Origin of the sequence: Halomarina oriensis (assembly GCF_009791395.1) — an archaeon.
GTDB lineage: Archaea > Halobacteriota > Halobacteria > Halobacteriales > Haloarculaceae > Halomarina > Halomarina oriensis.
This window is the reverse complement of the sequence record NZ_WSZK01000018.1, coordinates 41,817-65,126: the sequence shown is the minus strand read 5'-3', so window position 1 is coordinate 65,126 and position 23,310 is coordinate 41,817. Positions and strand designations below refer to the sequence as shown.

The window sequence follows — 23,310 nt, the reverse complement described above, 5'->3', positions numbered from 1 at the left end:
GTCGTTCACGACTGGACAGTGCCAGCACCACGCGCCGCGTCCCGACCGCCCCGTCGCATCACGCGACACTCCCTATCATGACGATGACCTCCCCGATTCGAGTTCGTACTGCCGCCCGACCGACTGCCGACGTCGACCCCACGGACCTTCTCCCGGACTGGTCGCCGCCTCGTTCCTCCTCTCTGCGGTCTTCCAGTGGGGGGAAAGGCTGGGGCCTCAGCGTGTTCGCCCAGCGCGTCCAGCACGACGTCCGGGCGGACACCTACGACGCGATGCAGGGCCTCGACCTGGGCTTTTTCGCCGACAAGCAGACCGGCGAACTGATGAGCATCCTCAACAACGTTCGCGAGAGCTTCGCTCTCGCGAGCCAACCGAAACGCTTCGCGTTTCGGTGACGACGCGAATCGACTGGAGCAGTTCCTCAACGGGGGGCTGAACGTGCTCACGCAGCTGCTCATCACCGTCCTCGGCGTCGCCGGGTTGCTGTTCTACGTCAACCCGCAACTGGCGCTGTTGACGCTCGTGACGGTGCCCATCATCGCGGTGTTCACCCACAAGTTCGTCCAGGTCAGCCAGCCGATGTACGCCGACGTCCGCTCGACGGTCGACCAGATGAACTCCCGACTGGAGAACAACCTCGGGGGCATCGAGGTCATCACGGCCTCGAACACCGAGGCCTACGAGACCGACCGTGTCATAGACACCTTCCGAGAGTACTACGACACCAACGTCGACGTCATCACGACCCGCGTGAAGTTCTTCCCCGGTCTGCAACTCACGGCCGGTATCGGCTTCGTCATCACGTTCGTCGTCGGGGGCGTCTGGGTGTTCCAGGGCCCGCCCGGCCCGTTCTCCGGCACGCTCCAGGTCGGCGAGAAGAACGCGCTCCCGAGTCGCTGAGCGACCCGAAACGAGCGAACGGCCCGGCACACACCTTCTTTGACGCTGCCCGCCAGCGGTCGGTATGAACCCACTCGACACGAGCGACGAGGAATCACCCATCGAGGAACGCGTCGGTGACGCCCTGCGCAGAGACGGCCAGACGCTCGCCGTCGCGGAGTCGTGTACCGGTGGCCTCGTCGGGTCGCTGCTGACGGACGTGCCGGGGTCGAGCGACTACTTCGACCGCTCCGTGGTGACCTACTCCTACGCCGCGAAACGCGACCTGCTCGCCATCTCGCGGGAGGCGCTCGACGCCGAGGGCGCGGTGAGCGAACCGGTGGCCGGGGAGATGGCCCGTGCCGTCTGTGACACCGCCGACACCGACTGGGGCGTGGCGACGACGGGTATCGCCGGCCCGGACGGCGGGACGAAGGAGAAACCGGTCGGCACCGTCTACGTGGGCGTCGCCAACGCCGCGCCGTGGGGCAGCGGCGAGTCCAGAACGACGGTCGAACGCCACGAGTTCGACGGGTCGCGCGACGAGGTGAAACGCGCGTTCGCCGGACGGGCGCTCGCCGACCTGCTCGCCCGCATCGAGAGCGACCGGTGAGCGCAGGGGGAGTCGTCGCCCCGTCTCACGGCGAGGGTCGACCGATGGGGCTTTCCCATCCGCCTCGTCACCACTGGTCGTGAACAAGGAAGGACACGTCATCAACGGCCTCCTGCTCGGGGTCGGCCTGGGGTTCGTCCTCGAACCCGCCGGCGACGTGACGACGCTCCGGACCGTCGTCGCCGTCACGGTGCCCGTCGTCCTCGGAGCACTGTTCCCGGACGTCGACACCGCGTTCGGCCGGCACCGCAAGACGCTCCACAACCTGCTGGTGCTGGGTCTGTTCGTCGCCTTCCCCGTCGTCTTCGACAACCTCCACTGGGTCTGGGTCGGTGTGCTCACCCACTACGTCCTCGACGTCGTCGGGAGCAAGCGCGGCATCGCGCTGTTCTACCCGTACCCCAAGGAGTACGACCTCCCCACCGGTGTGGCGACGAGCAGCAAGTACGCCAACCTCGTCACGCTGGTCGTCACGGGCGTGGAACTGCTCGTCGCCGCCGCCGTCGTCCGGTACGCGCCCGGACTGGTCGCGGACCTGAGTCGGGTCCCGCCGCTGTCGGGGCTTTCGTTCTGATACCACGGCACGCTCTCGGCCCGTCTTCCGGTCTCAGTACACGCGAACGTCGTCGAACCGGCCGTCGTAGGCGACGTGGCCGGGGTGGGTGGGTTCGGTCGCCGAGAGGAACACCCGGTCTATCTTCCCCCACGTGTTCTCGACACCGAGGTGGGCGAACTCCGCCGCACAACGCAACTCGTGACGAAGCCCCTCCCGGTGGAAGACGCGACGCGGCGCACGGTCTTTCAGCAACCGCGCGAGGCCGGTCACGTCCTCCACGCGTTCTTCGAACTCCGTCCACGCCTCGCCGATGCTCCCCAGCAGGTGGGCGTACGAGGAGGTGACCCCCGGCGTGCCGGTCTCGCGGGCGATCCGGACCGCCCGTTCGTTGTCCCGCGGGAGGTGTTTGGGGTTGTACACCTCTACGGCGTCGAAATCGAACTGCTCGACGTCGTACTGGTCGATACTCACCGTCAGGAACTCCGGGTGGGGGACGACCACCGCCGCGCCCTGTCTGGCGAGTTCCTCCATCGCTCCCGCCAGCGTGATGAAGTCCGGGACGGGGTCGGTCATCCCGAGTGCGAGGATGTGCTTGCGACTGTGCCAGTTGCCGGTGAATATCTCGCGGGCCGGGAACACCTGGAGGTCGTCGTCGGAGAACGCCTCGGCCTTCGCGGCGATGTTCGGCAGGCGGGTGAAGTGTGGCGCGTAGACCAGCGCGTCCAGTCCACGGGCCTTCGCGCGCTCGACCACGCGCTCGTCGAGAATCTTCACGTGCATATCGACGCGGAAACCCTCTGCCGTCACGTCCGGCGGTACACGGGGTCGCCGTTTAACCGGTTCGAAACCCGAGGCGTCGGCTGGAGTGAACGGTCGCTCAGTCGTCCGAGTCGGAAAGCCCCCGCGACGGTGTCGTCTCCCGGACGAACAGGATACCGTCGAACGCGTCGGGGAGCACCCGAACTGCGTTGTGAGCGTCTTGTCCGTCGTCCTCGCTCTCGGAGGGACCGTCAGAACCGTAGTAGACGGCTCCGAGTTCACGCTTGGCCCGTGGCTCAGCGAACCACTCGGCGAGTCGCTCGTCTCCGCCCATCGCGTCGAAGTCGAGGAACGCGAAACGGCTACCAGTCGCGGCGAACAGCCGCGTCACCGAGTCTGCTGGTGGCTCGTCCAGCGACCACGTACTCAACTCGCTCTCGGGCGTCAACTCGATGCCGATAGCACGGAACGGCCCGCCGAGGAAGTCGAACCCGAGCGCGTAGTAGTCGTCGCCGTAGCGCTCCGCGAGGTGGCTCCCCAGAGATGGTGCAGGGTCCACTCGCGCCCCGATGTTCTCCGTCCGGCAGACGTGGGCGTCGTGTGCCCACAGCGCCGCCCGGTCGCGGCCGGTGTGGTCGAGCGCCCACGCGAGGTTCTCCGCCATCGCCTCATCACGGACGAGCATCGCGGCCTCCATCCCGTCCGTCTCGCGGGCGACACGCCGCTCGCGGGTCTGCTCGACGACCCGGAGACAGCGTCGAGCCATCGCCGTCTCCCGGGCGCTCGTCGCACTCACGAACGTCTCACTGCGCTCTTCGAACGCAGTTTCGAGGCGGTCGAGCAGTCGCTCGGTCGCCTCGGGCGCGTGGTCGCTCGTGTACTGGTCAGTGATGTTCCCGCTGTCGTCCGTCGCGGCGAGGTCGTCACCGACTTCCTCACGCAGGTCCGGGTCGGCGACGGCGAGGAACTCGTCGAGGTACTCGACCGCTCCCGTGGTGTACTGCGCGTCGATGCCGTGGAACCGGACTCGGCTGTCGAGCGGTCGTCCCTCGTTGAACTCCCGGAGCCACTCCACGAGGGCGAGGACCGCCTCGGTCGTCCACGTCCAGAAGTGCGTCCCGTCGAGCGCCGCTGCTGGGTCGCCCTCGCCGTAGACGACGTAGTCGTTGAGCGCCGTCGTCTCGGGGAGGTTCGCCTCCATCGCGAACAGGCGCAGACCCTGCTCTTCGACGAGGGAGCGAACGATGCGATGCTTGAGTTGGAAGAACTCCCGCGTCCCGTGGGTAGCCTCACCGAGGCCGACGATTCGGGCGTCTGCGAGCGCGTCGCCTACCGGGTGGAGGTCCGCGTGGTCGGCGGTCGGGTCAGTCGTCACGAGTTCGGTGATGGAGCATCGGAGTCGGTCAGCGAGGTTCTCCGTCTCGGTGCGGTCGGTCGAATTCGATGCGTCGTCGGTTGTATCGTGCGTCATCGGTAGTGTGTCTGAGATAGTCGAAAGCGAGACGTGCCACACCCGTCACAACCGGAGCGGTCGCTGGTCGGTGCGGAAGACGGGGTCGCCCGAGAGCGGCGTCGCTACGAATCAGCGACGGCCGTGGAGTGGAGCGAACCCCACTCAGACGAGACGCAGAGACATGTCGTACTCGCTAGTGACGGGACTACTCAGTTAGCCGTTGGGGAGAATCGAACGACTACGTACGTGGTTAACATTCTTCGAAGTCTCGCGGTTCCACCGCTCGACTTCCCGAGGAACGCTTCGCTGCGCTCAGCGTTCCTCGCTGTTCCCGCGAGCGAACGGAGTGAGTGAGTGGGAACCCAGGAGAGCGCGTCAGCGCTCTTCCGAGTCCAGCACGCGAATCTGGTCACCGCGCACGGTGACGGGAATCGGGACCGTCGCCTCGTACAGTTCGACCGTGACCTGGTCTTTCCCCTCGTCGATCCGCTGGACCTGTGCCTTCTCGCCTTTGAACGGCCCGGCGATGAGTTCGACGATGTCCCCCTCGGCGATACCCTCGACGTCGGGTTTCGGCGAGAGGAAGTGTTCGACCTCCATGATGCTCGACTTGCCGGGGACGACGCCGCGGGCGTGGGGAATCTCGTCGAGGATGCGCTCGAAGACGGCGGCCTCCTCGGCTTCGACCATCACGTAGCTCGTCAGCGAGTCGGGCGCGAGCGCGGCGTGGATGGACTCCTCCTCACGGTTGATGATCATGTCGGCGACGGTCCGCTCCTGGCTGGCCGTGGTCTTGACGGCGAAGATGGCCATCAGACACCACCGGGGAGGAACGTCATGATTGCGAAGATGAGAAACCCGACGAATCCGACGAAGGCGATGCCTGCACCCGCGATGAGCGCCACCTGGGAGAACTCCTCCCAGGAGGGCGTACTGGCGAGCTTCAGCACGCGAACGTACGAGGTCAGGTCTTTCGGTACTTCCATGGAGCGGGATAACTGGCGCGGCTTTTTCTATCTTTCTACAACAGTATGAGCCACCGCACCCCTCAGTTCCCGAGCGACGCCTGCTCGCGCTCTCCGGACCAGACCAGATACGCGCCGTACGCCTGCAAGAGGAGCACCCCCGCGGCGACGGCGAACACCAGCCCCGCGAACACGCCGAAGACGGGGTGGAACGGGTGGACCATCGCGTTGTTGGCGGTGAACAGCAGGACGAGGGTAGCGACGACCTGTCCCTGTGTCGGCGAGACGTAGTCCATACGCTGTCGGTGTGACGGCGCGAGAAAAAACGTGTTCGTCGACGGACGGTTACTGGATGAAGTCGATGTCGCCGTCGTCGTCGGGGTTGGGTTCGCGGTTCTCGACCTTCTGGGTGGAGACGCCGTCGGCCTCGTCGCCCTTGCCGTAGATCTGTGGCGAGTCGACGCCCGTGACGACGACCATCGTCTCCATCGTGTCCTCGAACTCCGGGTTGACCGACGCGCCCCAGATGATACGGGCGTCGGGGTCGATGCGCTCGTAGATCTCCTCGACGACGCCCTCGGCCTCCTCGATGGACATGTCGGGACCACCGACGACGTTGATGAGCGCCGAGTTCGCCCCGGAGAACTCCACGTCGAGCAGCGGCGAGCGGAGCGCCGAGCGGATGGAGTCCTGCGCGCGGTTCTCAGAATCGGACTCGCCGAGACCGATCATGGCGACGCCGCCGTTCTCCATGATGGTCTTCACGTCGGCGAAGTCGACGTTGACGAGGCCGGGTTTCGTGATGAGTTCGGTCATCCCCTTCACCGAGCGCATCAGCACGCGGTCACAGATCTTGAACGCGTCCTGGAGGGGGAGGTTCGGCGCGTAGTCCAGCAGTCGGTCGTTCGGGATGACGATGACGGTGTCCGCGACCTGTCGCAGTCGCTCCAACCCGGCGTCGGCGTTCGCCCGTCGTCGCTCGCCCTCCGCGGTGAACGGGACGGTGACGACGGCGATGGTGAGCGCGCCGGCCTCCTGTGCGGCCTGTGCGACGACCGGGGCGGACCCGGTGCCGGTGCCACCGCCGAGACCGGCGGTGATGAACACCATGTCCGAGTCGCCGATGGCCATCTGGATGTCGTCGATGTTCTCCTGGGCTGCCTCCTCGCCGATCTGTGGGACCGAGCCTGCGCCGCGACCGCCCGTGCGCTTGCGTCCGATGAGGATCTTCGAATCCGCCTGCACCTGCTCTGCGAGGTGCTGGGCGTCGGTGTTGGCGGCGACCGTCTGCGCGCCGTGGATGCCCTCCTGGGCCATCCGCGTGACGGTGTTGCCGCCACCGCCGCCACACCCGAACACCGTGATCTTCGTCTCCAGGTCCTTGACGATGTCCGCGAGCTGTTCGTCGGTCATCGTCCCCGAAGAGTTGCCGGGTGCGGCGTCGGTGTCCGTGGAGCCCTCTTCCTGTGGCTCCGCCCCGTTCCCACGCGGGGAGTTCTCCTCCCGAGTTCGTTCGGCCTCGTCGATGGCGTCCTCGATAAGCGAGTCCATGCCTGCGCGGAATGTTACGGAGTTAGATTAACTATCTTTCGCCGTTGTCTGACGCCCGTCAGACGACGAACCGACCGCGAACCGTCGTTCTCGCTCTCGGTGGACGTCGGCCGGCGTCACGACCGCTCCGTCGACGGTCACGTCCTCGCCGGCCGACAGTCGGCCGAACGCCGGTCCCTCGCTCACGCCGTGTTCGCGGGCCAGTGCGGGGTCGAACGCTCGTTCGCGGGCGACCACCCCGTCGGCACGACGCTCGACCGCCTCGTACTTCGAGCGCAGGACGGCGACCAGCGCGTCGACGACTCGGTCACGCGGGGTGGGCGCGGCGTCGTCCTCTCGTGGCACGACGACCGGTCCGGCGAGTCGCGTCCCGCCCTCGTCGGTGACGACGGCGAGGCTCCGTTCGAGGACCGCGTCGAGCGTTCGCTCGTGGTCGATACCGTTGGCCTCGGCGAGCAGGTCGTCGGGGAGCGAGACGACGTCGTGGGACTCGTCGCCGCCCTCACGCGCCAGCGTGCCGAACCGGAGGCCCTCCTCGACGCTCTCGACCCCGGTTTCGAGTCGCTCGACGAGTGCCAACGGTATCCCGGTGGTCTCTCTCGCCCACGTCTCGCTCACCACCTCGACACCGAGGTCGGTCAGTGCCTCGCGGAGGAACTCGCGGTCGCCGTCGACGAGCGCACGGGTCGCCCCCGACCGTTCGGCCGCTCGTCGGAGGACCGACCGGTACGTCTCGGGGTCCTCCGGCAGGTCGTCGAGGCCCCAGTCGGCGGCGACGTGGCCGACCGCCCAGTCCGTCTCCCTTACCACGCGCTCGAACCGGGGGACGTAGTGGCCGCCGCCGAAGCCGACGAGCGTCCGCTCCGGTGTGGGGTCGACGTCGCGCAGGTCGAGCGTCGCGCGGCCGACGGCGCGGGCGGCCTCGTCGTCGGCCCACTGCGCCTCGTCGCTGCCCACCTCGACGAACAGCGCCGGCGTGTCGAGGTCGGTCGGGCCGTGGTGGGTACACTCCATCCCGACGTCGTAGCCGCCGGGGGCGTACTCGCCGAGTGACTCGCGGACGGTCTTCAGCGCGCCGGGTGCGGCCCGCGCGAACCGGTGGTCCTCGCCGCCGTAGGCCGCTGGCCCGACGTTCCCGGTCGGGTGGGCGGTCAACAGCGGGCCGGTCTCGCCGGCGTGGCGGGAGACGAACACGAGGCAGTCGAGGTGGGCGTCGAAGGCGTGCTCGACGCCCTCCAGGTAGATGTGTAGCTCGTCGAAGACGCGCATCTCGACGTCCGGGAGGCGGTAGACCGTCCCGCCGCCGTCGGCGTCCGGCCGCGAATCGTCCCGGTGTTCCTGCCAGTCCGCGAGGTCGAGTAGCTGGGTGCCGACGCGTTCGGAGGCGCTGTCGGCACGGCTGACGACGATTCCGAGCACGGCCGGAGGGAGGAGGTGCCAGCGAAAAACGGTGTCGAGACGACGTCCCGACTCAGTCGGCGTGGTCCGGCTGGGCGGTCTCGCCGCCGAACGCTTCGCGGGCGTTCGTCACGGTGCGCCCGAACAGCATGCGTACCTCGTCCCACCGTGTGGCGAACAGGTACCCACCGATGACGAGGTAGAGGACGGTGTACGCGTACAGCACGTAGATACTCAGCGCCTCGGCGGAGTTGGGGAGCGTCAGGCCGAGGGCGGTGAACGTCCCGCTTCCCGTCTCGGGGAACGAGAGGATGATGGCGAACTCGATGAGCACCTGCGAGATGAACAGGACGAACAGCCCCACCGCCTCGCGCAGCGAGATCTCGAAGTTCGTCAGGATAGCGATGGCGAAGAAGCTCTGTGCGGCCGTGATCCATATCTCGGCGACCTGCTTCTCGTCGAACGGGAGCGTCGCGATCTCGCCGGCCGCGATGGAGTAGACCACCGCGATGGTCCCGATGAGGAGCGTCCACTGGTTGAGCTTCGAGGAGATGAGCGCGTTGAACCCGGCCGTCGAGCGCGCCTTGTTGACGAGGTAGGCGACGACGATGAGTTCGGGTGCCTCGGAGGCCAGCGGCGCGACCCACTGAATCATGAAGAACTCGGGGATGTTGTTCTCCGTGCCGAGCACCTCCAGCCCGTGTGCGAAGTGTTCGACGGAGATGAATATCATCGTGCCGGAGTAGACGAACAGGAACAGCACGGAGGCGATACGCGGGGCTTTCGACCACGACTGGAGGTAGCCCGGCACGCCGACCTGCTCTTCGTGTTCGACGTCGCCGCGGATGATGATGGCGATGTAGACGAGGTAGAGGCCGACGAGGACGACGGTGTCGACGATGCCGATACCGCCGACCGCGCCGCTGCCGTCGAACGACCCGAGGCTGAACGGGACGAGGAACGCGAACGCCGTCGCCGCGAGCAGGAACGCGATTTCGGTAGCGATGCCGCGGTCGAGCGTGACGACGTCGCGGAGGAAGCCACGGCGCTTCTCGACGGCGGGGTCGTTCGTCGTGCGAGCCTTGTAGATGGTGAACAGCGCGATGGCCGACCAGCCGATACCGATGAGGATGCGGTTCGCACCGGTCATGTTCGCGACGGCGAGGTTTGCGTTCCGCGCGCCCTCGGCCGTACCGGCGTTCGCCCCCGCGTTCCAGGCGTAGAGCGCGTCGACGGCGTACTCCGGCGCGACGGCGAGGATGGCCAGCACGGCGATGGCGAACGCACGGGGGACGTCCTTCTCGGCCGTCTCGGCCCCCCACGCGAGGAGGAACGACGCGCCGAGGACGGCGAGGCCGCTGACGGCGACGACGGCTCCCGTCGACAGCAGGGCTTCGGGCGAGTCGAGCGAGGGCGTGAAGAACACGTACAGCCGTGTTCCGACCCACGGTGCCGTCAGGAGAAACGCGAGCACGACGGCACTCAGTGGGTGGCGTAACCGTTCGAGCATTGTCGGAACTGGCGCGAGGGTCGAACCTATCTCTTTTGCTCCGCCCTCGGTGTGGGAGTCGCCGTCATTATCCTCCGGCCCACCGAGAGACGCGATATGCAGGTGTTCGGACTCCTCGGCAACCCCGTCGGCCACTCGCTGTCGCCACCGCTGCACGAGGCCGCCTACGACGCACTCGACCTGGACGCCCGGTACGTCACCTTCGAACCAGCGCCCGACGACCTCGGCCGGGCCATCGACGGCGCGGCGGCGCTCGGCGTCGCGGGACTGAACGTCACCATCCCGTTCAAGCGAGACGTGCTCGACCACGTCGAGGCGGCCCCGCTGGCGGCACGTATCGGCGCGGTCAACACCGTCGACTTCTCGACGACCCCGCCGACGGGCTACAACACGGACGCCAGCGGCGCGGTCCGTGCGCTCCGTCACCACGACGTCTCGCTCGACGGGACGGCCGTCGTCGTCGGCGCGGGCGGGGCCGGACGGGCCGTGGCGTTCGGCCTCGCCGACGAGGGGATGACGGTACGGGTCGTCAACCGCACCGTCGAACGCGCCGAGTCGCTCGCCGCCGACCTTCGTGCGGACGGCGCGGCCGCCAGTGCCCACGGTCTCGACGCGCTCGACGCGCTCGACGGTTCGCTCGCCGACGCGTCGGTGCTCGTCAACGGTACGAGCGTCGGGATGGTCCACGAGGGCGAGGGCGACGACCACCGGGAGGAGACGCCCGTCCCTGCCACGGCGCTCCACGACGGCCTCACGGTGCTGGACGCCGTCTACGCGCCGCTGGAGACGCGACTGCTCCGTGACGCGGCCGACGCGGGAGCGACGACGGTCGACGGCGGGTGGATGTTGCTGTACCAGGGCGTCGAGGCGTTCGAGCGGTGGACCGGCGTGGACGCGCCGGTGTCCGAAATGGCGCAGGCGCTTCGGGTACGGCTTTAAGTGGTCCGGGGGAACTACTAACCAGCATGAGCATCCTCGACAGAATCAAGTCGTTACTCGGGATGGGATCGACGTCGGACGAGGAGTCGTCGGGGGCCGGCCGCGGCGTGCACGTCGAACGTGACCGCGGAACGACCGCCGACCCGACCGACGAATCGACCGACGAGTCCGTCGCCGCGGAGACGGACGCGACCGCCTCGACCGGGTCGATGACCGAGGAACCGCCCGAGGAGAACGTCGAAGCGGCCGCCGAACCGGCCGAGGCCGCCGGGCCCGAGTCGCAGGGCGAACAGCCGAGCGACGTCGACACCGACGCGGTCACCGACACCGACACCGACACCGACGAGGAGACGACCGGCGACCCGCAGACCGACGGCCTCGTCGAGGAGGCCGAGGACGACGTCGAGTCGGACGCCGAGGCGACCGAGGCGGCGGCCGAGGCGGACGACGCTATCGAAGGCGTCGACGAGGAGACGACCGAACCGGCCGAGGAAGCCGCCGAGGAACCGGACGCCGAGGCCAGCGGCGAACTCGTCGACCAGGAGGCCGGTATCGAACCCGGCGAAGCGGCCGGTGCGGCCGACCCGGACGCCACCGAGAGCGCCGTCGAACCGGCCGAGGCCGCCGGGCCGACCCCCGACGCCACCGAGGACATCGAGGCCGCCGACGGCGTCGACGACATCAAGGGTATCGGTCCGGCGTACGCCGAGACGCTCGCCGAGGCCGGTGTCGAGAGCATCTCGGACCTCGCGGCGGCCGACGCCGAGTCGCTCTCGGAGGCGACGGGTATCTCCGAGAAACGCCTCGGGCGCTGGATCGGCCGCGCGAAGAACCGCTGACCGGGTCCGACGGCCCGTCGCCGGACCGAAACGCCGATAGCCGGACCGCCTCCTTCTCCACGTGATGCCGACGGTCGTCACCGACTGTGCGTCGTTTCTCGCCACCGCTAGCGATGCGCTCGCCACCCACGGCGGTCCACAGGGGGGTGACCGACCGGCGGTCCGCGTCCCCGTCGAGGTCCGCGTCACCGCCGCCCCCTTCGACGCCTACCGTCGGGCGCGTGACGACACGCCGGGCGTGTTCTACGAGACGTCCGGCGGGGCCGAGGGCTGGGGGTACTTCGCCACCGACCCCGTGGCGCTGACGACCGTCCCGCCCGACGAACGAGCGCTCCCCGTCCTCGAACGACTCCTCGGCGGGACGGCGCTCTCTCGCGGTGACTGCGACGTCCCCTACCCGTGTGGCGTGTTCGGGTGGCTGTCGTACGACGTGGCCCGCGAGTTGGAGGACCTGCCGACCCAGGCGGCCCGCGATACGGCGTACCCGCATCTCGAAGTCGGCACGTTCGACCGGGTCGCCGCGTGGCGCGACCCCCACGACGGCGAGACGGAACTCCGAATCACTGCCTGTCCGGTCGTCGACGGGGCCGACAGCAGCGACGACGCCCTCACCGCCGCCTACGAGACGGGTCGAGAGCGGGCGCTCGCCCTCGCCGCGGCCGCCACCGACGGCGACCCCTCGGTCGGCCCACCGCCCGTCGACACGACCAGCGCCGAGTTCGAGAGCGACTGTTCCCGCGCCGAGTTCGCAGAGCGCGTTCGACACGTCAAACGCGCCATCCGCGACGGCGACACGTTCCAGACGAACGTCTCACAGCGTCTCCGTGCACCCGCCGCGGTCCACCCGGTCGACGCCTACGCCGCGCTCCGCGAGGTGAACCCGGCACCGTACTCCGGTCTCGTGGAGTTCCCCTCCTGTGACCTCGTGAGCGCGAGTCCGGAACTCCTGCTCCACGCCGACCCCGACGTCGACGGGACGGCGACGCGACTCCTCACCGAACCCATCGCCGGCACCAGGCCGCGCGGTTCGACGCTCGAGGAGGACGACGCGCTCGAAGCCGAACTCCTGGCGAACGAGAAGGAACGGGCCGAACACGCGATGCTCGTCGACCTCGAACGCAACGACCTCGGGAAGGTGAGCGCGTTCGGGAGCGTCGAGGTCAGCGAGTACCGCCGCGTCGACCGCTACAGCGAGGTGATGCACCTCGTCTCGCTCGTCGAGGGTCGCCTGCGCGAAGACCGGACGCTCGCCGACGCCGTCGCCGCCGTCTTCCCCGGGGGGACCATCACCGGCGCACCGAAACCCCGGACGATGGAACTCATCGACGAGGTAGAACCGACCCGTCGTGGCCCCTACACCGGGAGTATGGCCGTCTTCGGGTTCGACGACCGGGCGACGCTCAACATCGTCATCCGGACGCTCGCACGGGTCGGCGAGGAGTACCGCCTCCGCGTCGGTGCGGGCATCGTCCACGACTCCGACCCCGAAGCCGAGTACGACGAGACGCTCGACAAGGGTCGAGCGCTCGTCAAGGCGCTCGACGCCGCCGTCGAGAACCGGGACCTGCGCGTGGAGGGTGGGTCGTCGTGATACTGGTCGTCGACAACTACGACTCGTTCGCGTACAACCTCGTCCAGTTCGTCGGCGAGGCGCTGCTCGCGCTGGACCGCGACCCCTACGAGGGGGTCGTCGTCCGGCGGAACGACGCGCTCTCGCCGACCGCCGTCCGGGAGTTGAACCCGGACGGCGTCGTCGTCTCGCCCGGCCCCGGCACGCCCGAGGCGGCGGGCGTCTCCGTCGACGTCTTCGACCTGTCGTTCCCCGCGCTCGGGGTCTGTCTCGGCCACCAGGCGCTCTGTGTCGCCAACGGCGTCGCGGTCGGCCACGCTCCGGAGGTGGTCCACGGCAAACCCTCGACGGTCACACACGACCGTCGGGGCGTGTTCGCGGGCCTGCCCGACACGGTCGAGGTCGGGCGCTATCACTCGCTGTGTGCGACCGGTGGCCTCTCGGCGTCGCTGGAGGCGACGGCCCACACCGAGGACGGGACGTTGATGGCCGTCCGACACCGTGAACGGCCCCACGTCGGCGTCCAGTTCCACCCCGAGAGCATCCTCACCGACGGCGGCCGGCGGATGGTGTGGAACTTCTGTGCGCGGGCGGTTCGGGGGGAGTGGCCCGATGCCGACGCCCCCGACGCGCCGCCCGTCGGAGACGTGCTGTGACGAGACCGGCCGGTCCACGCCGCCGGCCGACCCGAACGCGGTACGGCCAAGTCACGTCCGCGAGAACCGTCGCGCATGCAGTACCACGTCGACGGTGAACTCGTCGACCGCGAGCAGGCGACCGTCTCGGTGGAGGACCGCGGGTGGCGCTACGGCGACGCCGCCTTCGAGACCTGTCGAGCGTACGGCGGCGAGGTGTTCGTCTGGGACGCTCACCGCGAGCGCCTCGAAGCGACCTGTGAGACGCTCGGGATGCCCGACGCGGTGCCCGACGACCTGGCGCTCAGGGTCGCGGAGACGCTCGACGCCAACGATCTCGCCGACGCCTACGTCCGGGTCTCGGTCTCGCGGGGCGTCCAACCGGGGAAGCTCACCCCCCGAGAGGAGGTGGACCCGACGGTGGTCGTGGTCGTGACGGAACTGCCCCGAGGCGGCCGCCCCGCGAACGGCGGCCAGCGCGTCTGGGACGGGCCGGCGGTCGTCCAGTCGGTGAAGACGCGCAAACCCCCCCGCGAACGCCCTGCCCCCCGAGGCGAAGACCCACAACTACCTGAACAGTGTCCTCGCCCGCCTCGAACTCCGCCGGGCGTCCTCCGAGCAGTACCGGCCGGACGAGGCGCTCGTGCGCGACGACGAGGGGTACGTCGCCGAAGGGTCGTCCTCGAACCTGTTCTTCGTGGCCGACGGGGCGCTGAAGACGCCCGCCGAGGGGTCGTTGCTGCCGGGGACGACCCGCCGAACGGTGCTGGACCTCGCGGCGGACGAGTCGTTCCCCGTGGAGACGGGGCAGTACACCCTCGACGACGTGCGCGGCGCGGACGAGGCGTTCCTCACCAACGCGACGTGGGAGCTTCGACCGGTCGAGACCGTCGACGGGATGGGCTTCGAGAAGGGGCCGGTGACGCGTCTGCTCCAGCGTCTCTACGACGACCTGGTCGAACGACGCTGTTACGCCTGAGAGCGGTCCACGACCCTACTCCTCGACCGGCGTGGCGTCCTCCCGCTCGACGCCCTCGAACTCGGTGACGAACTCCGCACCGAACGCCGAGGAGGGGGTCTGGTAGCCCGTCGGCGTCTCGCCATCGAGGGTCCGTCGGGCCGCTTCGACGGCCGTCATCGCCGTCAGCGTGTACGTCTCTGGCGTCTCCAGGCGGGCCTCGAACGTCTCCTCCCCGTCGGTGATCTCACCCCAGACGAGCGCTCGCCCCTCCTCGCGGTCGTCCTCGTCCGGGCCGACGACGGTGCGGTCGACGACCGCCGAGAGCGTCCGCTGGACCCACTCGCGGTCGAGCAGCGGTGCGAGACTGTCGGTCGCCTCCAGTGCCCGTATCGCCCGCTCGGGGACGGCGGTGTAGACCTGCACGTTCGGGACGCCCGTCGAGCGGTAGGCCGTCGAGACGTCGCCCCACGGAACGGTGACGGCCAGCGTCTCGCCCGCTCCGAAGTCGATGTCCCGCGTGTCGTGGACCGACGAGACGGCCGTGACGCGGCCGTCGCGGCGAACCGCGCCGCCCTCGCCGATGGACTCGACGGCGGTCCGCATCGTCCCCCGAGAGAACGACCCGAACGCCTGGAACCCCAGCGAGAGGTCGGTCGCGTCGGGCAGCGCCTCGGCGAGGTGGGCGGCGAGACAGTCGGTGGGCACCACGTCGAAGCCGACGCCCGGGAGGACGGCGACGTCGGCCTCCTCGGCCTCGGGGTCGCGGGCGGCCAGCGCCTCGAACACTTCGATTTCACCAGTGATGTCGAGGTAGTCGGTTCCCGTGTTCACGCAGGTGTCGACCAGCGCGTCGGCCGTCCGCGAGAACGGCCCCGCGCAGTTGAGCACGGCGTCGACGTCGTCGAGGTGGCGTTCGACGACACGCTGGTGGTCGAGCGTGAACGCTCGTGACGGCAGGTCGTGGTCGTCGGCTTGCGCTTCGAGTTTCGACGGCGACCGGCCGGCGAGCACGAGGTCGGTGTCGTCGTCGAGTTCCTCGACGGCACGGTCGACGACCAGTTCACCGGTGTAGCCGTACGACCCGTAGACGAGCAGTGTGGACATGCCCGGTCCGTACTCGCGGCCGGCGGAAAGGTGGACCGCTCGCGGCAGGCGTCGGAACCTACTTGCTCGCGTTGACGAACGTCCGTATGGATGCGCTCCAGCGAATCGCCCGCGACTGCTGTGCGCTGCTCGTCTCGATTCGACTGTCGCTGCTGGCCGTCCTCGTCGCCGGCGAGTCGTGGTCCGTCGCGCTCCTCGCCGCGGGGCTTTCGCGCTCGTCCCGACGTTCGTCATCCTTCGTGCGTCGGTGGTCCGTGGTGGCGAGGTCCGGGCCACGCTCTACTGAGCGATCCGCGTTCCGGAATCAGAACCCTTGAACGCAGTCGCCGGCAACCGAACGCATGGACGAGGACCGACGCATCGCCAGCGTCTCCGAGGTTCCCACGGACAGCACGCTCCTCTTCACGATTCGTGACGGCGTCGACCGCGAGGAGGTCATCCTCGTACGACTCGGCGGCGAGGGCGACGGCCCGGCCAGCGACGACGACGCGGACGCGGGCGACGCCATCCACGCGTGGAAGAACTACTGCCAGCACTGGACGGACGTGCGCCTCGACAAGGGGTCGGGTGCGGCCGTCCGCGACGTCCCCGAGGCGAACGGCGTCTCGGGAGCCAACCAGGACGCGGAGCGTTCTGGTGCCGGCGAGATACTCTGTCAGCGCCACGCCGCGACGTTCGAGAAGGACTCGGGGCTGTGCACGTACGGACCCTGTGAAGGGGCGTACCTCGAAGCCGTCGCCGTGACGGTCCACGAGGACGCGGTCTACCTCGACGAACCGGAGTACGAGTTCGACGGCCTCGGGCCGTCGGGCGACCACGACCTGTCCTCGGGCGGTCGTATCGACTTCTGAGCACTCGGCGGACTCACCATCGAACGGGACGATTCAACGGCCTGACGGCTCCTGCGGCCCGTTTATCTCCTCGCTGTGCGTACGAGTACCATGGCTCGGAAGACCGAACTGGCAGTGGCGGCTACGCTCGGCCTCGTGGCCGTCTGGGTGGGGTGGGGGGCCTACTCGAAGCGCTCGCTCGACGCCATACCGTTCACGACGCTGGCGTCGGTCGACGGCGTGGAGATTCGGGAGTACCCCGAAGGGGTGATCGTCGAGACCACTGCATCGACGGAGACGGAGGCGACCGACCGACTGCACCGGTATCTGGCGGGGGCGAACGAACCACGAGCGGCCGTCACCGTGCCGACGGCCGTCGGGACGGGGGCGGAGGTGACGCTCGTCCGTGAGTCGCTCGCGGCCCCGGTCAGGACGGGGGGTGACCCGGTCGAGGCGACCCCTCCGGTCCGGACGGCGACGACCAACGACCGGGTCACCGTCGGCCGCTTCCTCCGGAGTGACTACAGCGTCGAGACAGCTCCTGCCCCGACCAACCCGCTGGTGACGGTTCGACGGACCCCACGGCGTACCCTCGCGGTCCGGCCGTTCTCGTGGGTGGCGACCGACGGCCGGACGCGTGACCAGCGGGCCGCCCTGCTCACGACGCTCGACGACTCCGCGCTCGTCGTGACCAGCGACCCGGTCCTGTTCCGGTACGACTCGCCGCTGACGCCACCGTTCCTGCGCCACAACGAGGTGGCCGTCGAACTGGCCGCGGCCTGAGCCGTCGCACTCGCCGTCGGGTCTCGCACTCGGTCTCCCACCGGTCGTCGGCTACTCGATGGTGAAGGTCGGTTCCTCGACGTTCTCGCTCTTACACGACGGACAGCGCGACGGTCGGTTGACCAGGTCGTCGAAGTCGGTGAACCCACAGTCACGACACTCCGGGGGCGCGGCCAGCAACTGCTCGTCGCTCGGGTCGAGGGACTTCGAGATGTGTTCGACGTGTGAGAACACGGCCGCCGTCCGGACACCGAACTCGCGGGCGAGGCTGCCGGCCTGTGCGGGGTCGTCGCGGAGGCGGTCGGCGATACGCTGACGAGTCGTCTCCTCCTCGGCACGCATACGGGTCGTGATACCACGCCCGATGACATACGTGTTCGGGAGCCTCCACGGCAAACCGTCTCCCGAGCGGGTAGGAAGGCGCAACGACTATCACGGCGGCAACAGAGGCGAAACCATGCACGCGGTCGTTCTCGCTGGTGGCTACGCCACCCGCCTCTGGCCAATCACTCGCCATCGTCCCAAGATGCTCCTCCCGGTCGGCGACTCCACCGTCATCGACCGTATCCTCTCGGACCTCGAGACCGACGACCGAATCGAGCACGTCTACCTCTCGACCAACGAACGGTTCGCTCCCGCGTTCGAGGAGCACCTCGCCGACAAGGGCTACGAGAAGGCCTCGCTCTCCATCGAGGACACGCTCGGCGAGAACGAGAAGTTCGGCGTCGTCGGTGCGCTCGCACAGCTCGTCGACCGCGAGGGTGTCGACGACGACCTGCTGGTCGTCGCCGGCGACAACCTGATGGGCTTCTCGATGAGCGACTTCCTCGACTTCTCCGAGGAGAAGAGCGCACCCAGCATCGCCGCGTACGACGTCGGCTCTCGTGAGAAGGCGAAGTCCTACGGTCTCGTCGCACTCGAGGGTGACCGCGTCGTCGACTTCCAGGAGAAACCCGAGGAACCGAAGAGCACGCTCGTCTCCATCGCCTGCTACGCCTTCCCCGCCGACTCCGTCCGGTTCGAGGAGTACCTCTCGGGGGACAACAACCCCGACGAACCGGGCTGGTACGTCCAGTGGCTCCAGAGCGAAGAGGACGTCTTCGCGTACTCCTTCGAGGAGCCGTGGTACGACATCGGCACGCCCGACGCCTACCTCGAAGCCGTCCAGTGGGCGCTGGACGGCGAGAGCATCGTCGCCGCCGACGCAACCGTCGAGGACTGCGAGGTCGGGGAGAACGTCCACGTCATGCCCGGCGCGGACCTCTCGGGCGTCTCGCTGACCAACAGCGTCGTCTTCCACGACGCCGTCGTCGAGGACTCCAACCTCGTCGACTCCATCGTCGACGAACACGCCGAAGTGACGGGCAAGACGCTGACTCACTCGCTGGTCGGGTCGTACTCGCGGCTCTGCTGACCGGCGACGGGCGCGAGCAACCGGTCGAGACCGACCACGAGGCCGGCGACCACCGCCAGGAGTCCGACGACTGCGACGGTCAGGACGAGCACGTGTGGTTCGCCGTCCACCGTCCCGCCGTGGAGGAGGACGTTCACGACGCCGAGCGCGTCCACCGCGGACGTCACCTCAGGCCGGACCATCGGTGCCACCGCGTGTCGAGTTCCTCCCGCTCCGGTACACCAGCACGCCGAGCGCGACGATACCGAGGCTGACGAGCGCCCAGTACGGGTCGTACGTGCCGCCCTGCGAGAGCGCGTGGTGCAGTCCGAGCAGCGTGTGGTCCACGACGACGTCGAAGAGGTCGAAGAGACCGACTCCGACGAGGACGACGCCCGCGAGCGGCCGGACGGCCAGCGGGGCGGCCGTCCGGCGTTCCGCCCGCCACATTAGCCCGACCCCGACGCCGGCGACGGCGAGCATCACGAGCGAGAAGAGGCCGTCGGCGAGCAGGTTCGTCCGCAGTCCGTCGACGGTGTTCGGCGAGACCCGTGCGGAGACGAGGTGGTGCCACTGGAGGACGTGGTGGAGGAGCAACACGTCGACGAGGGCGCTGACCCCGAACCCGAAGACGCCCGCGCCGACGAGCGCCCTCGTCGAGCGGCCACGACTCACGCCGGTCGGTGTCGATGTCATACGGTCCGTCGCGCGCCGAAGTGGTTAGGAGGGCGGCCGGCGCGTGCCTGCGGTCGGGTTCGGTCGACGACCGACGGTATCATCGCCCAGGGCGAGCCGACCGCTCCGGGACATCATTCCCCCGCTCACTCCGGTACTCTGTGTCTCCTCTCGGTCGGTCGTGGTTGCTAGTAGCCGGGAAGTACCGGACGCCGTCGGACGGCGTGTGGGGGTCTGTCGCGTCCCGGAGTCGGAACGTGGAAGTGGAAACCGTCGTCGGCATCGCAACCGGGACCCCGAGCACTGCTCGGGGTCGGTGGCGTCGTGGTCGAACCGCTACGTCGGTCCTTCGATGTACCGTCGGTCGCTCTCCTGCTCGTGAATCACGACGACCGGCTGTCCCTCGAACTGCTGGTACCGTCTGACCCCGAAACTGTCTCTGTACTCGCGCATCTCCTCGACCGATAGCTTCTGGCAGACCGACCACTTCGGGGTCTCGACGACGATTTCCACGCTGTCACCGACCTTCTCGACGGAGTCGATTCGGTGTTCGGTTCCCGTCTTCGTCCCTCCCGTGCCGACGGTTCGCCGGTCGCGGTTCATCCGTCTGTTGAGTTCGTCCACGCCATCCCCATCTGTCATGTTCCGGTCGTGAGTCGCCATGGGAAAGAATGACGTGCTTGTACAGCGGTACCCTCGGCACACGACTCGGCGACGGCAGTAGCGGTCCAGTCTTCGCCGTAGAAAAGAGGGCTGGGTGGCCTCGGAGAAAGGATTCGGCAGGAACCAGATGCGCGAACTCCGGAACGTCGGCGGCTTGCATCCCAGCGACTACACACGCCGGCAGTGTTCGTCTTCCTCTACGGAATCGGCCTCGCCCCGACCGTCCTCGCCCTCACACTGGCCTACTGGTGGGGAGGCGAACGCTCGTGAACGAACCACGAACGGCGACTCACGCCGCCAACCACGCGTCCTCGATACGGAGGTGTCCACGCGTCCCCTCCCACACGGGTTCGGACTCCAGTTCGATACGCCGGTCCATGTGCGGGCCGTCCACGACCAGCGTCTCGAACTCGCCGCCCTCGCCGAGGACGTGGACGCCGTACTCCTCGTTCAGTCGCGTCAACTCCTCGACGGCCTCGCGGTCCAGCGTGCGCCCGAGCCACGACTCGTCGAGGCCGTGGGCGGCGACCTGGACGAGACGAATCTCGAAGCCCGCCTCCAGCATCGCGTCGGCGAGTTCGTGGGGGTCTCGTTGCCAGAGCGGGGCGAACAGGTCGGCGCCGAGACGGTCGCACATCCCCTGGATGCGGGAGGTCTGGTAGTCGCTCTCGACCGCACCCGCGGTGACGCCGCCGATGCCGCCCCACCCCGCGGCGAGCGACTCGAGCGCGCGTTCGAGCGGTTCGAGTTCGGCGTCGCCCTGCGCGCCCGAGTCGGCGACGTCGTCGGCCCCGAAGTCCCCGGGGTGGACGTCGAGCAACTCGATACCGATCGACTCGGCGGCCAGCGCGGCGAGGCTCGTCGCCGGCGTGTGGTACATGTACGAGTCGCCCTGCGGGTGGACGGTGACGAGGCGGTCGACGGGGTGACCCTCCTCCAGCGCTCGGTAGAGCGCCCACGAGGAGTCCTTCCCGCCCGAGAAGAGGCTGACCCACGGTTGCATACCCTCGCTATCGAGTGCGAGCGGTTATCGCCTGCGGTCCACGCTCCACGATAGCGCTCCGGAGCTCGATTCTATCGCTGTTCAACTCTCGCTCACGTCGAGAGTCTACAGTTCCTCGGGAGTACACGCTGAGTGCTGTGGCGAAGAGACTATACCAAGCGACGAGAATCAGTTGAACGATGTCTCAATCGAATACGAGGCTTCGTCGGTATCTCGAAGACGACCTCGGGGAGTGCTGCGACGAAGACGTCGAGCAGCGCCTCGCAGAACTGGCCGCGTTCGACCTGGGAGACGACGACCGGGTCGGGGCGAACGTCGCGGCGCTGTCGGCACTGGCGAACGACACGCGATATCGGCTCGTCAGTGCGTTCCACGCCGCGGACGGCGAACTGTGCGTCTGTGAACTCCTGCCGCTGGTCGACGTGAGCGAGAGCGCGGTCAGTCACGCGCTCTCGACGCTCACGGAGGCAGGCATCGTCACCAAGCGCAAGGACGGGAAGTGGCGCATGTATCGCATCACACCGCGCGGGACGGCGTTGCTGGTCGCGCTCGACGGGACACGGGCACGATGAGTACCGCCACCGAACACGACCACGGCCCGAACTGTGACTGTGAGTCGTGTGGCGACCCGCGGTCGATGGGGTTCCTCGACAAGTACCTCACCGTCTGGATCTTCGGCGCGATGGCGCTCGGCGTCGGGCTCGGCTACGCCGCACCGTCCGTGACCGGGCCCATCCGGGACCTCCACCTCGTCGAAATCGGCCTCGTGGTGATGATGTACCCGCCGCTGGCGAAAGCCGACTACTCACAGCTCCGGACGGTGTTCGGCAACTGGCGCGTGTTGAGCCTGAGTCTCGTCCAGAACTGGCTCATCGGCCCGACGCTGATGTTCGGGCTGGCGGTCGCCTTCTTCGGCGGCGTCGTCCCCGGCCTGCCGGCCCGGCCGGAGTTCTTCCTCGGTCTCGTGTTCATCGGGATGGCGCGGTGTATCGCGATGGTGCTCGTCTGGAACGAACTCGCCGAGGGGTCGACGGAGTACGTCACCGGCCTCGTCGCGTTCAACAGCCTCTTTCAGATCCTCACCTACGGGGTGTACGTCTGGTTCTTCGCGCTCGTCGTGCCCCCGCTGCTGGGGATGGAGTCGCTCGTCGCCGGCATCACGACGTTCGACGTCACGCCGACGCAGGTGGCCGAGGCCATCGTCGTCTTCCTCGGCGTCCCGTTCGTCGCCGGCTTTCTCTCCCGCTACGTCGGCACGCGAGCGAAGAGCGAGCAGTGGTACGACGAGTCGTTCGTCCCTCGAATCGACCCGCTCACGCTGGTCGCGTTGCTGTTCACCGTCGTCGTGATGTTCGCCACGCAGGGCGAGAGCATCGTCGCCGCACCCGGCGACGTGTTGCTCGTCGCCGTCCCGCTCACCGTCTACTTCGTCGTGATGTTCCTCGTGAGCTTCGGGATGGGGCGTGGCGTCGGCGCGGACTACTCGACGACCACCGCCATCGGCTTCACCGCCGCCTCGAACAACTTCGAGTTGGCTATCGCGGTCGCCGTCGCCGTCTTCGGCGTCGGCTCCGGCGTCGCGTTCACCACCGTCGTCGGCCCGCTCATCGAGGTCCCCGTCCTCCTCGCACTCGTCAACGTCGCGCTGTCCTTCCAGCGACGCTTCGACTGGAGCGGGCGGTCGACCGAGCCGTCACGTCCCTCCAGCACCGACCCGACGACCGACGACTGACTCCAACGACCCCGACGACTGACCCCGACGACAGACCACCAACGAACCGTGACCACCGACACCGAACCCACCGACCCAGCACCGACCCGACTCGCCTTCGTCTGCGTCCAGAACGCCGGCCGCTCCCAGATGGCCACCGCCTTCGCCGAACGCGAACGCGAGGAGCGCGGCCTCACCGACCGCGTCGAGATTCTGACCGGCGGGACCCACCCAGCCGACAGCGTCCACGACGTCGTCGTCGAGGTGATGGCCGAGAAGGACGTCGACCTCTCGAACCGGACGCCGCGCGAGGTCTCGACCGAAGAACTCGAAGCCTGCACCGTCGTCGCCACGATGGGCTGTTCGACCCTCTCGCTGGACACCTCCGGAGGTGTCGACGTCCGCGACTGGGACCTCGAGGACCCACACGGGCAGGACATCGACCGAGTCCGCGAGATTCGGGACGACGTCGAAGGTCGGGTCGTCGCGCTGTTCGACGAACTCGACGACGAGCACTGAC

General features: G+C 68.4%; 26 protein-coding genes and 2 pseudogenes. 14 read left to right on the top strand and 14 right to left on the bottom strand.

Annotation, left to right across the window (positions count from 1 at the left end; all coding sequences use genetic code 11):
- Positions 1 to 154: 154 nt before the first annotated feature.
- From GQS65_RS12225 to GQS65_RS12215, 3 genes and pseudogenes are all read left to right on the top strand, one after another.
- A pseudogene (locus GQS65_RS12225) lies at positions 155 to 873 on the top strand (ABC transporter transmembrane domain-containing protein); the annotation flags it as partial.
- Between the two features lie 91 nt (positions 874 to 964).
- Positions 965 to 1,492 carry a CinA family protein gene (locus GQS65_RS12220; RefSeq protein ID WP_158204923.1) on the top strand — a complete coding sequence of 176 codons (528 nt, stop codon included), beginning with the start codon at positions 965 to 967 and terminating at the stop codon, positions 1,490 to 1,492.
- Between the two features lie 79 nt (positions 1,493 to 1,571).
- Positions 1,572 to 2,066 (top strand): metal-dependent hydrolase, encoded by a 495-nt coding sequence (locus GQS65_RS12215; protein WP_368280112.1) that lies wholly within the window; start codon positions 1,572 to 1,574, stop codon positions 2,064 to 2,066.
- A 33-nt stretch (positions 2,067 to 2,099) separates the two neighbouring features.
- Here the strand turns inward: GQS65_RS12215 and GQS65_RS12210 are convergent, their stop codons facing one another.
- The 8 genes from GQS65_RS12210 to GQS65_RS12175 all read right to left on the bottom strand — a co-directional run bounded on the left by GQS65_RS12210 (position 2,100) and on the right by GQS65_RS12175 (position 9,684).
- Positions 2,100 to 2,828 (bottom strand): PHP-associated domain-containing protein, encoded by a 729-nt coding sequence (locus GQS65_RS12210; RefSeq protein ID WP_158204955.1) that lies wholly within the window; start codon positions 2,826 to 2,828, stop codon positions 2,100 to 2,102.
- A 97-nt stretch (positions 2,829 to 2,925) separates the two neighbouring features.
- Entirely contained in the window at positions 2,926 to 4,278 is a 1,353-nt protein-coding gene (locus GQS65_RS12205; protein ID WP_158204922.1) for an erythromycin esterase family protein, read from the bottom strand.
- Between the two features lie 357 nt (positions 4,279 to 4,635).
- The gene (locus tag GQS65_RS12200; RefSeq protein ID WP_158204921.1) at positions 4,636 to 5,073 is read right to left on the bottom strand and encodes a transcription elongation factor Spt5; all 438 of its coding nucleotides are present in this window, start codon (positions 5,071 to 5,073) and stop codon (positions 4,636 to 4,638) included.
- On the bottom strand, positions 5,073 to 5,246 hold the full coding sequence (locus GQS65_RS12195) for a protein translocase SEC61 complex subunit gamma (protein WP_158204920.1): 174 nt from the start codon (positions 5,244 to 5,246) through the stop codon (positions 5,073 to 5,075). Before GQS65_RS12195 ends, GQS65_RS12200 begins: the two co-directional genes overlap by 1 nt.
- Positions 5,247 to 5,308: 62 nt before the next feature.
- Positions 5,309 to 5,521, bottom strand: coding sequence for a hypothetical protein (locus GQS65_RS12190; RefSeq protein ID WP_158204919.1), 213 nt, complete (start codon positions 5,519 to 5,521; stop codon positions 5,309 to 5,311).
- 49 nt (positions 5,522 to 5,570) lie between these two features.
- The gene (gene ftsZ / locus GQS65_RS12185) at positions 5,571 to 6,776 is read right to left on the bottom strand and encodes a cell division protein FtsZ (RefSeq protein WP_158204918.1); all 1,206 of its coding nucleotides are present in this window, start codon (positions 6,774 to 6,776) and stop codon (positions 5,571 to 5,573) included.
- A gap of 27 nt (positions 6,777 to 6,803) precedes the next feature.
- On the bottom strand, positions 6,804 to 8,195 hold the full coding sequence (locus GQS65_RS12180; protein WP_368280109.1) for a D-aminoacyl-tRNA deacylase: 1,392 nt from the start codon (positions 8,193 to 8,195) through the stop codon (positions 6,804 to 6,806).
- A gap of 52 nt (positions 8,196 to 8,247) precedes the next feature.
- Positions 8,248 to 9,684, bottom strand: coding sequence for a sodium/calcium exchanger protein (locus GQS65_RS12175; RefSeq protein ID WP_158204917.1), 1,437 nt, complete (start codon positions 9,682 to 9,684; stop codon positions 8,248 to 8,250).
- A gap of 96 nt (positions 9,685 to 9,780) precedes the next feature.
- Here GQS65_RS12175 and GQS65_RS12170 point away from each other — a divergent pair, with 96 nt between their 5' ends.
- The 5 genes and pseudogenes from GQS65_RS12170 to GQS65_RS12150 all read left to right on the top strand — a co-directional run bounded on the left by GQS65_RS12170 (position 9,781) and on the right by GQS65_RS12150 (position 14,646).
- Positions 9,781 to 10,623 carry a shikimate dehydrogenase gene (locus GQS65_RS12170; RefSeq protein WP_158204916.1) on the top strand — a complete coding sequence of 281 codons (843 nt, stop codon included), beginning with the start codon at positions 9,781 to 9,783 and terminating at the stop codon, positions 10,621 to 10,623.
- 26 nt (positions 10,624 to 10,649) lie between these two features.
- Positions 10,650 to 11,462, top strand: coding sequence for a helix-hairpin-helix domain-containing protein (locus GQS65_RS12165; protein WP_158204915.1), 813 nt, complete (start codon positions 10,650 to 10,652; stop codon positions 11,460 to 11,462).
- Positions 11,463 to 11,526: 64 nt separating this feature from the next.
- The gene (locus tag GQS65_RS12160; protein WP_158204914.1) at positions 11,527 to 13,053 is read left to right on the top strand and encodes an anthranilate synthase component I family protein; all 1,527 of its coding nucleotides are present in this window, start codon (positions 11,527 to 11,529) and stop codon (positions 13,051 to 13,053) included.
- Positions 13,050 to 13,688: a glutamine amidotransferase-related protein gene (locus tag GQS65_RS12155; RefSeq protein WP_368280108.1), complete on the top strand. Its 639-nt coding sequence runs from the start codon at positions 13,050 to 13,052 to the stop codon at positions 13,686 to 13,688. The genes GQS65_RS12160 and GQS65_RS12155 overlap by 4 nt, the downstream gene beginning before the upstream one ends.
- Before the next feature lie 75 nt (positions 13,689 to 13,763).
- A pseudogene (locus GQS65_RS12150) lies at positions 13,764 to 14,646 on the top strand (aminotransferase class IV).
- A 15-nt stretch (positions 14,647 to 14,661) separates the two neighbouring features.
- On the opposite strand, the gene GQS65_RS12145 reads toward GQS65_RS12150, so the two are convergent.
- On the bottom strand, positions 14,662 to 15,732 hold the full coding sequence (locus GQS65_RS12145) for a saccharopine dehydrogenase family protein (protein WP_158204913.1): 1,071 nt from the start codon (positions 15,730 to 15,732) through the stop codon (positions 14,662 to 14,664).
- A 341-nt stretch (positions 15,733 to 16,073) separates the two neighbouring features.
- On the opposite strand from GQS65_RS12145, the gene GQS65_RS12140 reads away from it, so the two are divergent.
- On the top strand, positions 16,074 to 16,583 hold the full coding sequence (locus GQS65_RS12140; protein ID WP_158204912.1) for a Rieske (2Fe-2S) protein: 510 nt from the start codon (positions 16,074 to 16,076) through the stop codon (positions 16,581 to 16,583).
- 90 nt (positions 16,584 to 16,673) lie between these two features.
- On the top strand, positions 16,674 to 17,345 hold the full coding sequence (locus GQS65_RS12135) for an SOUL family heme-binding protein (protein WP_158204911.1): 672 nt from the start codon (positions 16,674 to 16,676) through the stop codon (positions 17,343 to 17,345).
- A 51-nt stretch (positions 17,346 to 17,396) separates the two neighbouring features.
- Here the strand turns inward: GQS65_RS12135 and GQS65_RS12130 are convergent, their stop codons facing one another.
- Positions 17,397 to 17,687: a transcriptional regulator gene (locus tag GQS65_RS12130; protein WP_158204910.1), complete on the bottom strand. Its 291-nt coding sequence runs from the start codon at positions 17,685 to 17,687 to the stop codon at positions 17,397 to 17,399.
- Positions 17,688 to 17,802: 115 nt separating this feature from the next.
- Between GQS65_RS12130 and GQS65_RS12125 the strand changes: the two genes are divergently transcribed.
- Positions 17,803 to 18,759 carry a sugar phosphate nucleotidyltransferase gene (locus tag GQS65_RS12125; RefSeq protein ID WP_158204909.1) on the top strand — a complete coding sequence of 319 codons (957 nt, stop codon included), beginning with the start codon at positions 17,803 to 17,805 and terminating at the stop codon, positions 18,757 to 18,759.
- On the opposite strand, the gene GQS65_RS12120 is transcribed toward GQS65_RS12125, so the two are convergent.
- The 4 genes from GQS65_RS12120 to GQS65_RS12105 form a co-directional block, all read right to left on the bottom strand.
- Complete coding sequence (locus tag GQS65_RS12120) at positions 18,723 to 18,941, bottom strand: hypothetical protein (RefSeq protein ID WP_158204908.1); 219 nt, start codon at positions 18,939 to 18,941, stop codon at positions 18,723 to 18,725. The two genes, GQS65_RS12125 and GQS65_RS12120, sit on opposite strands and share 37 nt — an antisense overlap.
- On the bottom strand, positions 18,928 to 19,434 hold the full coding sequence (locus tag GQS65_RS12115) for a DUF2243 domain-containing protein (protein ID WP_158204907.1): 507 nt from the start codon (positions 19,432 to 19,434) through the stop codon (positions 18,928 to 18,930). The genes GQS65_RS12120 and GQS65_RS12115 overlap by 14 nt, the downstream gene beginning before the upstream one ends.
- A 315-nt stretch (positions 19,435 to 19,749) precedes the next feature.
- The gene (locus tag GQS65_RS12110; RefSeq protein ID WP_158204906.1) at positions 19,750 to 20,055 is read right to left on the bottom strand and encodes a hypothetical protein; all 306 of its coding nucleotides are present in this window, start codon (positions 20,053 to 20,055) and stop codon (positions 19,750 to 19,752) included.
- A 310-nt stretch (positions 20,056 to 20,365) separates the two neighbouring features.
- Positions 20,366 to 21,079: a diphthine--ammonia ligase gene (locus GQS65_RS12105; protein ID WP_158204905.1), complete on the bottom strand. Its 714-nt coding sequence runs from the start codon at positions 21,077 to 21,079 to the stop codon at positions 20,366 to 20,368.
- Between the two features lie 179 nt (positions 21,080 to 21,258).
- Between GQS65_RS12105 and GQS65_RS12100 the strand changes: the two genes are divergently transcribed.
- The 3 genes from GQS65_RS12100 (at position 21,259) to GQS65_RS12090 (ending at position 23,309) form a co-directional block, all read left to right on the top strand.
- Entirely contained in the window at positions 21,259 to 21,651 is a 393-nt protein-coding gene (locus GQS65_RS12100) for an ArsR/SmtB family transcription factor (RefSeq protein ID WP_158204904.1), read from the top strand.
- Entirely contained in the window at positions 21,648 to 22,811 is a 1,164-nt protein-coding gene (gene arsB, locus GQS65_RS12095; protein ID WP_158204903.1) for an ACR3 family arsenite efflux transporter, read from the top strand. The genes GQS65_RS12100 and arsB overlap by 4 nt, the downstream gene beginning before the upstream one ends.
- A gap of 129 nt (positions 22,812 to 22,940) precedes the next feature.
- Positions 22,941 to 23,309, top strand: coding sequence for an arsenate reductase/protein-tyrosine-phosphatase family protein (locus GQS65_RS12090; protein WP_158204953.1), 369 nt, complete (start codon positions 22,941 to 22,943; stop codon positions 23,307 to 23,309).
- Position 23,310: the final 1 nt, after the last annotated feature.

Coding starts and splice junctions, on each gene's coding strand:
- GQS65_RS12170 (WP_158204916.1), top strand. CDS start 9,781: ATGCAGGTGTTCGGACTCCTCGGCAACCCCGTCGGCCACTCGCTGTCG.
- ftsZ (WP_158204918.1), bottom strand. CDS start 6,776: ATGGACTCGCTTATCGAGGACGCCATCGACGAGGCCGAACGAACTCGG.
- GQS65_RS12210 (WP_158204955.1), bottom strand. CDS start 2,828: ATGCACGTGAAGATTCTCGACGAGCGCGTGGTCGAGCGCGCGAAGGCC.
- GQS65_RS12200 (WP_158204921.1), bottom strand. CDS start 5,073: ATGGCCATCTTCGCCGTCAAGACCACGGCCAGCCAGGAGCGGACCGTC.
- GQS65_RS12090 (WP_158204953.1), top strand. CDS start 22,941: ATGGCCACCGCCTTCGCCGAACGCGAACGCGAGGAGCGCGGCCTCACC.
- GQS65_RS12100 (WP_158204904.1), top strand. CDS start 21,259: ATGTCTCAATCGAATACGAGGCTTCGTCGGTATCTCGAAGACGACCTC.
- GQS65_RS12165 (WP_158204915.1), top strand. CDS start 10,650: ATGAGCATCCTCGACAGAATCAAGTCGTTACTCGGGATGGGATCGACG.
- GQS65_RS12140 (WP_158204912.1), top strand. CDS start 16,074: ATGGACGAGGACCGACGCATCGCCAGCGTCTCCGAGGTTCCCACGGAC.
- GQS65_RS12120 (WP_158204908.1), bottom strand. CDS start 18,941: ATGGTCCGGCCTGAGGTGACGTCCGCGGTGGACGCGCTCGGCGTCGTG.
- GQS65_RS12190 (WP_158204919.1), bottom strand. CDS start 5,521: ATGGACTACGTCTCGCCGACACAGGGACAGGTCGTCGCTACCCTCGTC.
- GQS65_RS12125 (WP_158204909.1), top strand. CDS start 17,803: ATGCACGCGGTCGTTCTCGCTGGTGGCTACGCCACCCGCCTCTGGCCA.
- GQS65_RS12145 (WP_158204913.1), bottom strand. CDS start 15,732: ATGTCCACACTGCTCGTCTACGGGTCGTACGGCTACACCGGTGAACTG.
- arsB (WP_158204903.1), top strand. CDS start 21,648: ATGAGTACCGCCACCGAACACGACCACGGCCCGAACTGTGACTGTGAG.
- GQS65_RS12175 (WP_158204917.1), bottom strand. CDS start 9,684: ATGCTCGAACGGTTACGCCACCCACTGAGTGCCGTCGTGCTCGCGTTT.
- GQS65_RS12220 (WP_158204923.1), top strand. CDS start 965: ATGAACCCACTCGACACGAGCGACGAGGAATCACCCATCGAGGAACGC.
- GQS65_RS12160 (WP_158204914.1), top strand. CDS start 11,527: ATGCCGACGGTCGTCACCGACTGTGCGTCGTTTCTCGCCACCGCTAGC.
- GQS65_RS12105 (WP_158204905.1), bottom strand. CDS start 21,079: ATGCAACCGTGGGTCAGCCTCTTCTCGGGCGGGAAGGACTCCTCGTGG.
- GQS65_RS12195 (WP_158204920.1), bottom strand. CDS start 5,246: ATGGAAGTACCGAAAGACCTGACCTCGTACGTTCGCGTGCTGAAGCTC.
- GQS65_RS12115 (WP_158204907.1), bottom strand. CDS start 19,434: ATGACATCGACACCGACCGGCGTGAGTCGTGGCCGCTCGACGAGGGCG.
- GQS65_RS12130 (WP_158204910.1), bottom strand. CDS start 17,687: ATGCGTGCCGAGGAGGAGACGACTCGTCAGCGTATCGCCGACCGCCTC.
- GQS65_RS12135 (WP_158204911.1), top strand. CDS start 16,674: ATGGCTCGGAAGACCGAACTGGCAGTGGCGGCTACGCTCGGCCTCGTG.
- GQS65_RS12110 (WP_158204906.1), bottom strand. CDS start 20,055: ATGACAGATGGGGATGGCGTGGACGAACTCAACAGACGGATGAACCGC.
- GQS65_RS12205 (WP_158204922.1), bottom strand. CDS start 4,278: ATGACGCACGATACAACCGACGACGCATCGAATTCGACCGACCGCACC.